The organism is Arthrobacter sp. HMWF013 (assembly GCF_003061105.1).
GTDB lineage: Bacteria > Actinomycetota > Actinomycetes > Actinomycetales > Micrococcaceae > Arthrobacter.
Genome location: NZ_QAIQ01000240.1, coordinates 1 through 14,445, shown reverse-complemented (window position 1 = coordinate 14,445; position 14,445 = coordinate 1). Strand labels below are relative to the sequence as shown.

At 65.2% G+C, this 14,445-nt stretch carries 13 protein-coding genes; 8 read left to right on the top strand and 5 right to left on the bottom strand.

Translation table 11 applies throughout. The features are described from left to right. From DBR22_RS09775 to DBR22_RS09760, 4 genes are all read left to right on the top strand, one after another. The coding region (locus tag DBR22_RS09775; RefSeq protein WP_108598858.1) for a sulfite exporter TauE/SafE family protein at positions 1 to 591 on the top strand (591 nt) is incomplete at its 5' end. 7 nt (positions 592 to 598) lie between these two features. Further along, a complete protein-coding gene (locus DBR22_RS09770; protein WP_108598857.1) occupies positions 599 to 1,423 on the top strand; it encodes a TrmH family RNA methyltransferase in 825 nt (274 codons plus the stop codon). Positions 1,424 to 1,525: 102 nt separating this feature from the next. Then, the gene (locus tag DBR22_RS09765; RefSeq protein ID WP_024365679.1) at positions 1,526 to 1,783 is read left to right on the top strand and encodes a type B 50S ribosomal protein L31; all 258 of its coding nucleotides are present in this window, start codon (positions 1,526 to 1,528) and stop codon (positions 1,781 to 1,783) included. 109 nt (positions 1,784 to 1,892) lie between these two features. Further along, positions 1,893 to 2,987, top strand: a complete 1,095-nt coding sequence (locus DBR22_RS09760) for a lipoate--protein ligase family protein (RefSeq protein ID WP_181365106.1) — start codon at positions 1,893 to 1,895, stop codon at positions 2,985 to 2,987. Positions 2,988 to 2,996: 9 nt separating this feature from the next. Here DBR22_RS09760 and pepN read toward each other — a convergent pair whose 3' ends face one another. Further along, entirely contained in the window at positions 2,997 to 5,609 is a 2,613-nt protein-coding gene (pepN, locus tag DBR22_RS09755) for an aminopeptidase N (protein WP_108598855.1), read from the bottom strand. Positions 5,610 to 5,676: 67 nt separating this feature from the next. Beyond that, positions 5,677 to 6,666: a YeiH family protein gene (locus DBR22_RS09750; RefSeq protein ID WP_375134946.1), complete on the bottom strand. Its 990-nt coding sequence runs from the start codon at positions 6,664 to 6,666 to the stop codon at positions 5,677 to 5,679. A 138-nt stretch (positions 6,667 to 6,804) separates the two neighbouring features. Here DBR22_RS09750 and DBR22_RS09745 point away from each other — a divergent pair, with 138 nt between their 5' ends. The 3 genes from DBR22_RS09745 (at position 6,805) to DBR22_RS09735 (ending at position 10,211) form a co-directional block, all read left to right on the top strand. Then, entirely contained in the window at positions 6,805 to 8,361 is a 1,557-nt protein-coding gene (locus DBR22_RS09745) for a circularly permuted type 2 ATP-grasp protein (RefSeq protein ID WP_108598853.1), read from the top strand. Positions 8,362 to 8,436: 75 nt separating this feature from the next. Then, entirely contained in the window at positions 8,437 to 9,363 is a 927-nt protein-coding gene (locus DBR22_RS09740) for an alpha-E domain-containing protein (RefSeq protein ID WP_108598852.1), read from the top strand. After that, the gene (locus DBR22_RS09735) at positions 9,360 to 10,211 is read left to right on the top strand and encodes a transglutaminase family protein (RefSeq protein WP_108598851.1); all 852 of its coding nucleotides are present in this window, start codon (positions 9,360 to 9,362) and stop codon (positions 10,209 to 10,211) included. The genes DBR22_RS09740 and DBR22_RS09735 overlap by 4 nt, the downstream gene beginning before the upstream one ends. A 31-nt stretch (positions 10,212 to 10,242) precedes the next feature. Here DBR22_RS09735 and DBR22_RS09730 read toward each other — a convergent pair whose 3' ends face one another. From DBR22_RS09730 to glgC, 3 genes are all read right to left on the bottom strand, one after another. Next, positions 10,243 to 10,707, bottom strand: a complete 465-nt coding sequence (locus DBR22_RS09730; RefSeq protein ID WP_108598850.1) for a pyridoxamine 5'-phosphate oxidase family protein — start codon at positions 10,705 to 10,707, stop codon at positions 10,243 to 10,245. A gap of 37 nt (positions 10,708 to 10,744) precedes the next feature. After that, positions 10,745 to 12,196 carry an SDR family NAD(P)-dependent oxidoreductase gene (locus DBR22_RS09725; protein ID WP_108598849.1) on the bottom strand — a complete coding sequence of 484 codons (1,452 nt, stop codon included), beginning with the start codon at positions 12,194 to 12,196 and terminating at the stop codon, positions 10,745 to 10,747. Between the two features lie 82 nt (positions 12,197 to 12,278). Then, the gene (gene glgC, locus DBR22_RS09720) at positions 12,279 to 13,682 is read right to left on the bottom strand and encodes a glucose-1-phosphate adenylyltransferase (RefSeq protein ID WP_108598848.1); all 1,404 of its coding nucleotides are present in this window, start codon (positions 13,680 to 13,682) and stop codon (positions 12,279 to 12,281) included. Positions 13,683 to 13,784: 102 nt separating this feature from the next. Between glgC and glgA the strand changes: the two genes are divergently transcribed. After that, on the top strand, positions 13,785 to 14,445 hold a 661-nt coding region (glgA, locus tag DBR22_RS09715; protein ID WP_146187454.1), incomplete at its 3' end, for a glycogen synthase.

The following is a 14,445-nucleotide window of genomic DNA, read 5'->3' as shown; positions in this document are numbered from 1 at the left end:
GAACTGAAGGGCAGGGGCAGACAGCTGCTCAGGCTCCTGCCGGCGTCGCTCCTGGGCGGCATCACCGGCGCATTCCTGCTGCTGAACCTGCCGGAGACGGTGTTCCACTTCGTCGCTCCGGTCCTGCTGGTCCTGGCGCTGCTGATGGTGGTGTTCCAGCCACGGCTGCAGGCGTGGGTCCGCGACCGCGAAGCGAATCCAGAGCACGCAGTGCGTGACAAAAGGCATGGCGTCCTGCTGCTGGTACTGGTTTACCTTGCCGGGATCTATGGGGGCTACTTCGTGGCTGCCCAGGGAATCCTGCTGGTGGGCATCCTGGGCATTTTCCTGACGGGCACCATCCAGAACGCCAACGCCATGAAGAACATCCTGGTTCTGGGCGTGAATCTCGTAGCAGCCTTCTCGTACCTGCTCTTCGCGTTCGACCGGATCAACTGGCTGGTGGTGCTCCTGATCGCGGTGAGCTCAACCGTAGGCGGACTCCTGGGTGCGAAGGTGGGGCGGCGGCTGTCCCCGCCGGTGCTGCGCACCGTCATCTTTATTCTGGGACTGGTGGCGCTGGGCTTTATGATCGCCACCCTGCTGGAATAATCGGCCCGTGACAATCCACTACCTCGAATCCGCCGCGGACCCGCGCGTCTCCGACTACACCCAGCTGACCGATGTGCATCTGCGCAAGCTGCGGGAACCGGCGGAGGGCATGTACATCGCTGAGTCCTCCCGTGTGCTGCGCCGTGCACTGGCGGCCGGACACCATCCGCGATCGTTCTTCCTCGCGGAAAAATGGCTGGCAGATCTGCAGGATGTCCTGGCCGCCTATCCGGACGTCCCGGCGTTCATCGGAACAGCCGCCCTGCTGGAGGAGATCACCGGATTCCACCTCCACCGCGGGGCAATGGCAGCCATGCAGCGGCCCGCTCCGGTGCCCCTGGACGAGCTTCTGGCAGGTGCCCGCAGGGTGGCGGTCCTGGAGGACATTGTGGATCACACCAATGTGGGCGCGATTTTCCGCTCGGCCGCTGCCCTGGACATTGATGCCGTGCTGATCTCGCCGCGCTGCGGTGATCCGCTGTACCGCCGCAGCGTCCGCGTCAGCATGGGAACGGTATTCCAGGTTCCCTGGGCGAGGCTGGAAAGCTGGCCGCAGGACCTGTCAGTGCTCCAGGGCCAGGGCTTCACTGTGGCGGCGCTGGAACTGACCGGGGACGCCGTTAACGTCGACGAACTCGCCGCCCGGAATCCTGGCAAACTCGCACTGGTGCTTGGCACCGAAGGTGCCGGCATGAGCGCCGCGACGCTCGCCGCCGTCGACCTGGCCGTCAAGATCCCGATGCGCCCCGGCGTCGACTCCCTCAATGTGGCAGCCGCCTCTGCAGTGGCGTTCTGGGAGCTCCGGCCGCGTGGTTCGCAGGGTTCACGTTGATCGGCTATTATTAACAGCTGGCTCTACTGCGCCTTCTGCAGCGGCCATCCCATTCATACCTGGCAGCTGGCAAAATCCAGTTGTGCGAACAAAGGTCCAATTATGAAGTCTGATACACACCCGAAGTACGAAGCTGTTGTTTTCAACGACCTGGCTTCCGGCGTCAAGTTCCTGACCAAGTCCACCGTGTCTTCGAAGAAGACCATCGAGTGGGAAGACGGAAACACCTACCCGGTCATTGACGTCGAAATCTCCTCCGAGTCCCACCCGTTCTACACGGGCAAGCAGCGCATCATGGACTCTGCAGGCCGCGTCGAGCGCTTCAACGCTCGCTTCAAGGGCTTCGGCGGCAAGAAGTAATTCACTTCACCCCCTGGTTCTTTGGAAAGCCCGCACCGGCAACGGTGCGGGCTTTTTGCGTCTTGCGGACATTTCCGCACCCTCCGCAAAGTGCGGCAGGATGGAACGCATGACTGACACGCCACACACGGATGAAGAGCGCACCGCCGCACGCCTGCATGGCGAGTACAAGGTCCCGGGCGGCAAGCTCGTGGTGGTTGACCTCGGCGTCGAGGATGGTGTGCTCGTGGAAGTGTCGGTCAGCGGGGACTTCTTCCTGGAACCGGACGAGGCGCTCCTGGACATCAACCGTGCGCTCACCGGACTTCCGGAAACCACGACGGCGGCGGATCTCTCGGCGGTCGTGACCGCCTCGCTCCCTCCCGGCGCTGCCCTGTTCGGCTTTTCGGCCGACGCCATCGCCGTGACGGTGCGGCGCGCCCTCGCCAAGGCGACAACCTGGGCGGACCATCACTGGAACATCATCGCTCCTGCGGTGCTGCCCACAGCCGTCAACGTGGCTCTGGATGAGGTCCTCACCGAAGAGGTGGGAGCAGGCCGCCGCAACCCGACGCTGCGGTTCTGGGACTGGGAGGAACCGTCAGTGGTGATCGGCAGCTTCCAGTCCGTCCGTAATGAGGTCGATCCCGACGGCGTTGCCCGGCACGGCATCAGCGTGGTCCGCCGGATCAGCGTCGGGGGAGCGATGTTCATGGAGGCCGGCAACTGCATCACCTACTCGCTCTACCTGCCGCAGACGCTGGTGGACGGGATCAGTTTCGCGGACTCCTACGCGTTCCTGGATGCGTGGGTGATGGCCGCGCTGGAGAAACTCGGGATCACTGCCTTCTATGTTCCCCTCAACGACATCGCCACGGACCAGGGCAAGATCGGCGGCGCCGCGCAGAAGCGCCTGGCCAACGGAGGCATGTTGCACCACGTCACCATGAGCTACGACATCGACGCCGGCAAGATGGTCGAAGTGCTCCGCATCGGCAAGGAGAAGCTCTCGGACAAGGGGACCCGCAGCGCCAAGAAGCGCGTCGATCCCCTCCGCCGGCAAACAGGGCTCGCCCGCACTGAGATCATCGCGGCCATGATGGAGGTGTTCGTTGAACGGTACGCCGCCACCCCATCCGAACTGACCAGCGAAGAGTTGGGGGAAGCCCGCCGCCGCGTCGGAGCCAAGTTCGGCACCCTGGAGTGGCTCAACCGGATCCCGTAGCGGGCGGGTTCACTGCCAGGCTTGGGCGTTGAGTTCGCGCAGCAGGTGGCTGCGTTGCTCTACGACGATCCGCCGAAGGGCCGCGGGCGCATCGGCGTTGGCAGCGAGCCACCCGTCTGTTCGGAGCACCACCGGCTGCTGCTCAGGCCGCACACCGGCTGAAAGGTCCTGGGCGTGGGGATACAGTCCTTGGACAATCCGGCTCGAGATCTCGATGCTCCGGTTGTCCCAGATGCCGCGGAGGCAGTCGAAGTACGGCTCAATGTAGGGTTCCAGGAGCCCGGCGGGTGCCGTTGTGAAGCCGGCGATCGTGGCGCTGAGGATCTGGTTCGAAAGCCCCGTCCCTTGTACCGCTGCTTCCCACACGGCAGCCTTCACGTCGGCGTCCGGACGGGCGGCAGCAGCGGTCGCATGGCCGGCCTTGCCGGAGGCCGTCCTGTCGCGTTCCAGTTCGGCATCCAGCTCCGCGGGGGTTGCCTGGCCGTTGGCCGCCAGCGCATGCCAGAGGGTCCAGCGCAGTTCCGCATCCACCGCCAGGCCCGCAACCTGTTCGGTGCCGTCCAGGAGTCCCTTGAGCCGGGGGAGGAGCGCGGCGTCCTGACGGCTGAGAGATGCCAGCGTCCGCGCCCACGCAAGCTGGTGGTCCGAGCCCGGCGCCGCCGAGTCCAACTGCGCGTCCACGGCAGCCAGGAAGCCACTACGCACGGTGTCCCGCTGGGACGTGGGCGTGAAACGTTCGATGGCGGTGCCGGCGTTTTCGAGGATGTTCAGCAGCACGCCGATCCCGGTCTCGGCCGGTCCGAAGGACTGGACGGCGTCCACGTATCGTGCCGCCGGGCTTTCGGCATCCCGGGCGGAGTTCCAGAGGGCGGTCCAGACCAGCGCCCGGGCCATGGGATCGGTGATCCGGTCCAACGATTCCAGCGCTGTCGCCTCGGACGCCGGATCCAGCCGGGCCTTGGCATAGGTGAGGTCGTCGTCGTTCAGCAGCAGGAGGGCCGGCCGGGGCTGGCCGGTGAGCTCAGGGAGGGGTGTCCGTGCACCGGTCACGTCGGTTTCGACGCTCCCGGTCCGGACCAGGGCACCGTCTGGATTGAAGTTGTACAGGCCTACGCGCAGCCTGTGCGGCCGCAGCTCCTCGCGTCCCGTGACGGGGTCCACAGCCTCCTGGACGATGGCCACGGCGTCGAGGACGCCGTCGTGCGTGTCCGCTTCCACGGACAGCGTGGAGATTCCCGAGGTCTGCAGCCAGGGTGCAGCCCAGGCGGCGAGGTCGCGGCCGGAAGCCGCGCTGAGGGCCTTCAGGAGGTCCGCGAGGGTGGTGTTGCCGTAGGCGTGGTCCCGGAAGTACTCGCGGGAGCCGGCGATGAACGCTTCGAAACCCACATAGGCCACCAGCTGTTTGAGCACGGCGGCGCCCTTGGCGTAGGTGATGCCGTCAAAGTTCTGCTTCGCGGCCTCAAGGTCGGGGACGTCGGCGACTATGGGGTGGGTGGTCGGCAGCTGGTCCTGGACGTAGGCCCAGGCCTTGCGCTTGTTCGCGAAATTCACCCAGGCGGTCTCCCAGTCCGTGGCGCGGTCAACGCCCAGAGTGCCCATGTAGTCGGCAAAGGATTCCTTGAGCCACAGATCGTCCCACCATTGCATGGTCACGAGGTCGCCAAACCACATGTGGGCCATCTCGTGCATCAGGGTGTTGGCCCGTCCCTGGTACTGCGAGTCGGTGGCGCGGGAGGTGAACACGTAGCTTTCGGTGAAAGTGACCAGCCCCGGGTTTTCCATTGCTCCGAGGTTGTATTCAGGCACGAAGGCCTGATCGTACTTGCCCCACGGGTAGGGGAAGTTGAAAAGGCGGTTGAAGAAGTCCAGCCCGCTCTTGGTGAGCCGGAACAGCTCTGCGGGGTCGAAGGAATCCGCCATGGAGGCCCGGCAATATAGCGCCAGCGGCACCTCCAGCGCTGTGCCGTCGTCGAGCGTTCCGCTCCAGTGATCCTGGGCCTTGAAGTAGGGTCCGGCGAGCACGGTGGTGATGTACGTGGACATGGGCCGGGTGGCGGCGAAGTCCCAGCGGCTGGTGGCGGGGTCGCTGGTCAGCTGCGTCCGGGCGGCCTCAACCCCGTTGGACGCCACCTCCCAGTCCGACGGCGCCATGACGTGGAAGGTGAACTCGGCTTTGAGGTCGGGCTGCTCGAAGTTCGCGAACACCCGCCGCGCATCGGCGGGCTCGTACTGCGTGTACAGGTAGCACCGGCCATCAGCCGGGTCCACGAAACGGTGCATGCCCTCGCCGGAACGGCTGTAGAGCGCGGTCCCTGTGACGGTGACCTGGTTCTCTGCCTGCAGGTTGTCCAGCCGGATCCGGGAACCGTCCACCACGTCGGCTACCGGCAGGCCCTTGCCGTTCAGGAACACGCTGTGCACGTCGCCGGCAATGAAGTCCAGGAACGTGGACGTTCCCGGCCCGGTCCTGGCGGCGGAGAAGTTGATGACACTGCGGCTGGTGTAGCCGGCCACGCCGGGATCCGCAGCCTGACGCACGTCCAGGGACACATCGTAGCTGTGGGTGGTGATCAGGGCTGAACGGTGAGCAGCTTCACTTCGCTGCAGATTCTCATGTGACACTCCGCTATCTAATCACGCGCCGCCACGGGCGGTTGACGGCATGTAATTCGCCACCGGCACGCAGGCCCTACGCGGTCATCAGCAGCGCCGCTGCCAGGCCAAGCAGCGCAATCAGGAGCCATGCAGCCAGCGCAGCGGTGAGGGCACGGGCGCCGGTATGCAGCAGGGTGCGGACCCGCACTGCGGACCCCAGCCCGAACAGCGCCGCTCCCAGAAAAATGTCCTGAAACCCGGCGTCCGTATCGAGCCATGCCTCTGACAGCCAGCCCGTGGACCTCAGCACCACCATGCCCACAAACCCGAGGACGAACAGGGGCACCACCGGAGGAAGGGACTGCTGCCCGGAACTGTTGGCACGGTGGTGCAGGCCCGCGATGGCCACCACCGGCGCCAGCAGCAGGACACGCGTGAGCTTGACGACGACGGCGAGTCCCAGCGCCGCGGTGCCGGCAGTTTGTGCGGTGGCCACCACCTGGCCGACGTCGTGAACGGACGCACCGGTCCAGGCGCCGAACGTGAGCGGGTCCAGTCGCAGCGGCTGCATGAGCAACGGCAGCAGCCCGATCGCCAGCGTGCCGCACAGCGTCACCAGCGCCACCGGCAGCACAGTGTCGGCATGCTTGATGCGGCGCACCGCCGCCATGGCACCGATGGCGGACGCCCCGCAAATCGAAAAGCCGGTGGCCACCAGGAGGGCGGTGTCCCGGGGCAGCCGGAAAAGCCGCACCAGGAGATACGTGCCGCCGAAGCTCAACAAGACAACCCCGCAGATGAGCAGCATGGCCAGCCATCCCAGGCCAAGAATGTCCTGGATGCTCACCTTAAGGCCCAGCAGGACAATGCCGGCCCGCATGAAGTGCTTTCCCGCGAAGTCGAGGCCGGGCCGCGCCCGCCCGGCAATCCACACCGCCGTGCCGGGCAGGTTTGCCACGAGCAGGCCAAGGGCAACCGCAACGGTCATCGCGGGCAGCGCGGGGACCAGGGTATGCACTGCGAAGGCCAGGGCCAGGGCGGGAGCGGCAGTGACCAGGCCCGGCAGCAGCCTGCTGCGGCTCATCTCGGGCATTGATCCACCTTGGGCACTCACCTACTTTGCCGGATGGGTCCGGGATTCGACGAACCGGCGGCGCCGCTACAACACGCCACAATGGATGACGGTAATGATTTCGAAACAAAAAGATGGTTGGCTAAAGGGATGTCAGACCTATTCCAGGATTACTCGGTAGCCGCCGTGCGCACCGGTGCCTACGACGAGATGTTCACCCCCGGCCAGGAGGCCCGCGACTCCTACGCGGAGGTGGCGGACGCCCTCGGCAAGCTCTCCCTTGCGGACGTCAGCGCACGGGCGGACTCGATGGCCCGGACCTTCCTGGACCGTGGTGTGACTTTCGACTTCGCGGGGGAGGAGCGGCCGTTCCCGCTGGACATCGTTCCCCGCGTCATCCCTGCTGATGAGTGGACCGTGCTGGAAAAAGGCGTGGCGCAGCGGGTGCGGGCCCTTGAGGCCTTCCTGAACGATGTCTACGACAAGATGGCAGTGGTAACGGACGGCGTCATTCCACGCCAGCTGGTGACCACCAGCGCCCACTTCCACCGCCAGGTGCACGGTTTCGAGCCCGCCGGCGGTGTCCGGGTCCACATTTCCGGCATCGATGTTGTCCGCGACGCCGCCGGAACCTTCCGCGTGCTGGAGGACAACGTCCGGGTTCCCTCCGGCGTCAGCTACGTCCTGGAGAACCGCAGGGCAATGGCCAAGGGCCTGCCCGAAGCGTTCGGCCAGCAGCTGATCAGGCCGGTTGAGGAATACCCCCGCCGGCTGCTGTCTGCCCTGCGCAAAACGGCACCCGCCGGCGTCGATGATCCCACCGTGGTGGTACTGACCCCTGGCGTCTTCAACAGCGCCTACTTCGAACACACCCTGCTGGCCGGCCTGATGGGCGTGGAGCTGGTAGAAGGCCGCGACCTCATCTGCCGCGGCAACCGCGTCTACATGCGCACCACGGCCGGCGAACAGCGCGTGGACGTGATCTACAAACGGATCGACGACGAATTCCTGGATCCCCTGCAGTTCCGCTCCGATTCGATGCTCGGCTGCCCCGGCCTGGTCAACGCTGCGCGTGCCGGCGGCGTGACCATCGCCAACGCCGTGGGCAACGGCGTAGCCGACGACAAACTCGTTTACAGCTACGTCCCGGACCTGATCCGGTACTACCTCAACGAGGAACCCGTCATTGCGAACGTGGACACCTTCCGGCTTGAAGAGAAGGAAGCCCGGGAGTACGTCCTGGACAACCTCGCCGAACTGGTGGTCAAGCCCGTGGACGGCTCCGGCGGCAAGGGCCTGGTCATCGGGCCGGATGCATCCAGGGACGAACTCGAAGCATTGCGCCAGCGGGTGGTCGCAGACCCCCGCGGCTGGATCGCCCAGCCGGTGCTGCAGCTGTCCACCGTGCCTACCCTGGGCGGGGACAAGTTCGGCCCGCGGCACGTGGACCTGCGCCCCTTTGCCGTGAACGACGGCGACGACGTCTGGGTCCTGCCCGGCGGGCTGACCCGGGTGGCGCTGAAGGAAGGGTCCCTGATCGTCAACTCCAGCCAGGGCGGCGGCTCGAAGGACACCTGGGTCCTGGCGGACTCGCCGCAGGTGCCGGTGGAGACGCTTCCGCGTCCCACCATCTCCATCCGTGAACGGGTCTCCGTGTGGCCCGTTGAGAGCAACTGGCGCGACCGCCAGTCGGAGCAGCAGCAGTGAGGCCGGCGCACGAACCGGCACCATCAGTAACGGGTACATTCCCACAGATTTCGGACGCGCAGGAGGTAACCGCGAATGCTTAGCCGTATTGCTGAGTCCCTTTTTTGGATCGGACGGTATGTGGAGCGTGCGGACGGCACTGCACGCATCCTGGACGTGCACCTGGAACGCCTCAACCACCTGCCGATGGAAGAACGCCGGCGGGTGGCGCAGGAACTCCTCGCCGTTATGGGCGCACGGCCGGAAAGCGAGGACTTCGGCCTGCCCGAACTCCTTCACGCCCTGGCGTACGACAAAACCAGCGCCACGTCCATTGCAGGCTCCCTCGGCGCTGCCCGCGAGAACGCCCGCCGTGCCCGTGAGACGGTCTCCTCAGGATTGTGGGAAAGCCTCAACACCACCTACTACGGGCTGAGCCAGCACCGCAAGGACGTTGTGGGGACCTACCGTTTCTGCAACTGGACGCTGGAACGGACCGCCATGGTGAGCGGCCTGGCAGACACCACCGTGAGCCACGACGAAAGCTGGCTGTTCCTGGTCCTTGGCCGCTCCCTGGAGCGCGCGGACATGACAGCGCGCATGCTCTCCACCCGGGATGTCCTCTCGGCAGGCATGTCCTGGGTCAACATGCTGCGCTGCGCGGGGGCCTACGAGTCCTTCCTGCGGACCCGGCGGGCTGCCTTCGGTGACCAGCACGCCGCCGAGTTCCTCCTCCTGGACCGGTTGTTCCCCCGTTCCATCGTTTACGCCCTGCGTGACGCTGATGAATGCCTCGCCAAGCTGGACCCGTCGGCGCAGCGCGTTGGTTTCATCAACGACGCCCGCCGGATCGTCGGCCAGGCCAGGACCTTCCTCGAGTTCCACCGGACCGACGACCTGATGTCCGAACTGCCCGAGCATATGGAACGCGTGCAGAAGGCCGTAGCCCAGGCCTCGGACGCCATTTCCCGTAAATACTTCAATCAGGCCGACGAACTTGCCTGGGTGGGAGAAGTTTCATGACCCGGCTGAGCATCGTCCATACGACGGCCTACAAGTACAACAAGCGCGTCACGCTCTCCTACAACGAAGCCCGCATGACGCCGCTGACAGATCCCCACCAGGTGGTCCTCGAATCAGTGCTCAAGGTCTCGCCAACGCAGGCGGCCGTGAGCAGCTACCGGGACTACTGGGGCACCAGGGTCACGGCCTTCGACATGCAGATGCCCCACGATCACCTCGAAGTCATCTCCAACATCACCGTCGAAGTGCACCGGGCTGAAAAGATCCCTGCTGAATCCGACATCGCCGGCTGGGACGTCCTGGCTTCCGCGGAGACCCTGAACACCTACAGCGACTGGTTGCCGCAGTCCCAGCTCAGCGGCCCCGGGGACGAGGTCCTGGGCATCATTCCCGGGGTGGTGGAGGGCAAGAACCCGTATGAGGCCGCCATGGCTGTCTTTGAGTGGATGCGCGGCGAGATGACCTACATGACAGGCTCCACGGCTGTCACTACCAACGCCGAAGAAGCCTGGGGCCAGCGGCAGGGTGTCTGCCAGGACCTTGCGCATCTGGCCATTGGCGCCCTGCGCAGCTGCGGCATTCCCGCCCGTTACGTTTCCGGTTACCTGCACCCGCGGTCGACGGCGGGGATCGGCGAGACAGTCGCCGGGCAGTCCCATGCGTGGCTGGAGTGGTGGGACGGAGACTGGCGGAGCTGGGATCCCACGAACCACAAGCCCGCGGGCGATTACCACGTCACCGTGGCCAAGGGCCGGGACTACCGGGACGTGCCGCCGTTGAAGGGCATCCTCTCCGGCGGCGGCGGATCGGCGCTGAGCGTCAGCGTGGAGATCACCCGCCTCGCCTGAGTCCTGCCCCGGCGGCACGTTCCGGGAGGGATTACTCCGGGGATGCCTTGGTTGCTCCGCTGAGCTGGGTCCACCATGTCACAGGTGCGGTGACCTTGAACCGCCTGCCGGTCAGGGTGTCGGGGCTGATCCTCACAAAGACGTCCTTTTTCCCGGCTTGCCACGGGAACAGGAAGAGGGCTGCCGTGTCCAGGATCCGCTCCGTTCCCTTGACCACGGCTGCGGGTCCCTTCAGCACCACGCTCCAGGCAAGGCCGGTGACGGCATCAACGCCGTCAGCCTCCACCGCCACCGGTGAGCCACCGGTGGCGCTGGCCAGTTTGGTTCCCTCGGCGGTACGGAAAACAAGCGTGCCGCCGTCGACGGTGTAGTTGATGGGGAAGATGTCCGGATGGCCGTCAACCACCACGGCCAGCCTGCCCACGGACACTGTCCGGAGCAGTTCCCAGCACTCGTGGTGTTCCAGCTTATGCACTTCGGAAATTGATTCGCTCATGCCGCTGAGCCTACGCTGTGGCGGCCGGGCACAACAGTTACCAGGGGCTGGGTTTGTAATCCTTGAGGAAGACGCCGTACTGGTCCTCGCCCTGTTCGCCCATGACGATCGGATCGTAAACCCGTGCGGCCCCGTCCACCAGGTCCAGGGGTGCATGGAAGCCCTCTTCCATCAGCCGGACCTTGGTGAAGTGCGGGCGTTCATCGGTGATCCAGCCCGTGTCCACGGCGGTCATCAGGATGCCGTCGGTGTCCAGCATTTCCTGCGCGCTGGTCCGGGTCATCATGTTCAGCGCGGCTTTGGCCATGTTGGTGTGAGGATGCCCGGGTCCCTTGTACGCGCGGGAGAACTGGCCTTCCATGGCCGAGACGTTCACGATGTACTTCCGGTGCGCCGTGGAGCGTTTCATCGCATCCCGGAGCCTGCTCACGAGCAGGAACGGGGCGGTAACGTTGCAGAGCTGGACTTCCAGCATTTCCAGCGGGTCCACCTCGTCCACCACCTGGGTCCAGCTGTTGATGGCCGCGAGGTCCGGAACCAGCCCGCCGGCGTCGATGGCCGTGCCTGAGGCAATGCGCTCCAGCGACGCTGAACCGGTGGACAACGCCAGGGACGTGATGGCATCACCGGCCAGCACAGGGTGCTCGGTGACGCTGCTGGCCAGGGCAAGCGGGTGTTTGTCGTGGGCATGGCCAAAGGTCACCAGCTCCGGGCCGCCATTGGCCGGTTCCAGGGCAGCCGGCAGCGGTTCGTCTTCTGCGTCCACCAGCGGCTTGTAGGCGTTGCCGGAGCGCCGGACCGTCTGCGCGGCGTTGTTGATGATGATGTCCAGTGGACCCGCGGCATTCAGGGAATCGGTCAGCGCCATCACCTGCGAGGGGTCGCGCAGGTCGATGCCTACAATGCGGAGGCGGTGCAGCCAGTCGGCGCTGTCCTCCATGGCCGCGAACCGCCGCGCCGCGTCCTTGGGGAACCTGGTGGTGATGGTGGTGTGTGCGCCGTCCCGGAGCAGGCGCAGGGCAATGTACATTCCGATTTTGGCGCGCCCGCCGGTCAGCAGCGCACGCCTGCCGGACAGGTCCGTACGGGCGTCGCGTTTGCTGTGGCTGAAAGCCGCGCACTCAGGGCAGAGCTGGTGGTAGAAAGCGTCCACCTGGGTGTAATGCTTCTTGCAGATGTAGCACGGGCGCGAGCGGATCAGGTGCCCGGCCACCTTGCCGGTGGCTGACGTCTCCAGCTTGTTGCCGCGCGTTTCGTCGTCGATCCGGTCCGGGGCGGCCGTGGCCGTCCGGGCTATAACCGAGCGGTCCGCTTCGGAGATGAGATCCCGCTTGGTCACCCGGCGGTGGCGCTTCACGGCTTTGAACATTTTTCCGGTGGCACGGCGCACCGAGACGTAGTCAGGGTCTTCCTCGTCATAGACGTGGATGGTGTTCAAAACCTTGAGGCAGGCCTGGATTTCCTCAGGCGTCAGATCGGGGGAGCTCATTGTACCGATTTTACAGCCTGGGGAATGCGCGGCCTGACCGGACCGGACATGCCCCCGGTCCTTGGGCTTGTGTACCTAAGGGTTACCGATGCCCCGGGCCGGCCTGGGCAGCGGCTTCTGCATGGACCCCGGCGACCTTGTCGACCGAATCACGGAGGTCGGGGAAGTTGGCAGTGGCTGCCTTGACCGCATCAGGGACCAGGTGCAGGTTGCGCGCCGAAAGTGCACGTTCCTGGTCACCCGGCTCGGGAACCAACTGCCCCTTGGCGAGCACGGTGATCCCGGACTCGGTCACCTTGAAGCCCCGGGCACGGTCCAATTCGGGATCAAGCCCGATAGCGGCTCCGGCGGGGATCCTGACGTTCTTGTCGATAATGGCCCGGTTGATCACGGCACCCTCACCGATAATGACCTTGTCCATCAGGACGGAGTCCACTACGCGGCTGCTCGTCCCCACAAAGACATCGTTTGACAGCACGGAACCTTCCACAATGCCACCGGAGATGACCACGCCGCTGGAGACGATCGAGTCCAGCGCGGTCCCCACGGTGTTGTTCCCGCCGCGGACAAACTTGGCCGGCGGCGAGATGCTCTGCCGGGTGTAGATGGGCCATTCCGAGTTGTAGAGGTTGAACACGGGCAGCGGCGAGATGAGGTCCATGTGCGCGTCATAGAACGAATCGATGGTGCCGACATCGCGCCAATAGGTCCGGTCCCGCTCGGTGGATCCGGGGATCTCGTTGAGGGTGAAGTCGTAGACGCCGGCCTCACCCTGGTCCACGAAGTAGGGGATGATGTCCCCGCCCATGTCGTGCTTGGTATCGAGCCGCTCGGCGTCGACGTGCAGGGCAGCCACCAGGGCGTCGGCGTCGAAGACGTAGTTGCCCATCGAGGCGAGGAACTGGGTGGGATCCGCCGCGAGGCCGGGGGTGGTGGCCGGCTTCTCCACGAATGCGCCGATCTTCTGGGGATCGTTCTGGTCCACTTCGATCACGCCGAACTGATCGGCCATGTGCAGCGGCTGGCGGACGGCGGCGACAGTGGCTTTGGCACCGCTGGCCACGTGCTGTTCCACCATCTGGGCGAAGTCCATGCGGTACACGTGGTCCGCGCCGACCACAACGACGATGTCAGGGTTGGCGTCATGAATCAGGTTCAGTGACTGGTAGATGGCGTTGGCGCTGCCAAGGAACCAGCTCTTGCCCACGCGCTGCTGTGCAGGAACGGAGGCGACGTAATTGCCGAGCTGGGTGGACATCCGCCAGGTCTCGGAGATGTGCCGGTCAAGGCTGTGCGACTTGTACTGCGTCAGCACCACGATCTGCAGATAGCGGGAATTCACCAGGTTGGAAAGGGCGAAGTCGATCAGGCGGTAGCTGCCCGCAAAGGGTACGGCTGGTTTGGCACGGTCTGCCGTCAGTGGCATTAGCCGGTTTCCCTCGCCGCCTGCGAGGACAATGGCCAGGACTTTTTTGTTCAACGGCATGGTGGTCGCTCCTGTACGCCTTCGTAACTCCCCAAAACAGTCCGGCATGCCCGGACTCCTTCACACTAGAACAGTTAAGCCCGAAGGACTACCTTGGGTAGCGTGCGAATAGACATTGTGACTAAAGAGTTCCCGCCGGAGATCTATGGTGGCGCCGGAGTACACGTAGCCGAATTGAGCAGGGTGCTTAGTAAGCATGTTGACCTGCAGGTTCGCGCCTTCGGGGCTCCCCGCGACACCGACTACCACGGTGCAGGGGTGACCTCCTACGCCGTGCCCGAAGACCTCGGATCGGCCAATGCTGCCATCCAGACCCTCGGGGTGGACCTCCGGATCGTGCCGGACGTGGCCGGCGCGGACCTGGTCCATTCACATACCTGGTACGCCAACATGGCCGGTCACCTGGCGTCCCTGCTCCATGGCATCCCGCATGTCCTGAGCGCCCACAGCCTGGAGCCACTGCGTCCGTGGAAAGCAGAGCAGCTCGGCGGCGGCTACGCTGTCTCCTCGTGGGTCGAGAAGACCGCCTACGAGGCCGCGGCAGCCATCATCGCGGTCTCCGAGGGCATGCGTCAGGACATCCTGCGCAGCTACCCCGAGGTAGACCCGGCCAAGGTCCGTGTGGTGCATAACGGCATCGACGTCGACATGTGGCACCGTGACGAAAACGATGACGCCATCAAGGCGCTCGGCATTGATCCCGGCAAGCCCAGCGTGGTCTTCGTAGGACGCAACACGCGCCAGAAGGGTGTGCCGTATCTCC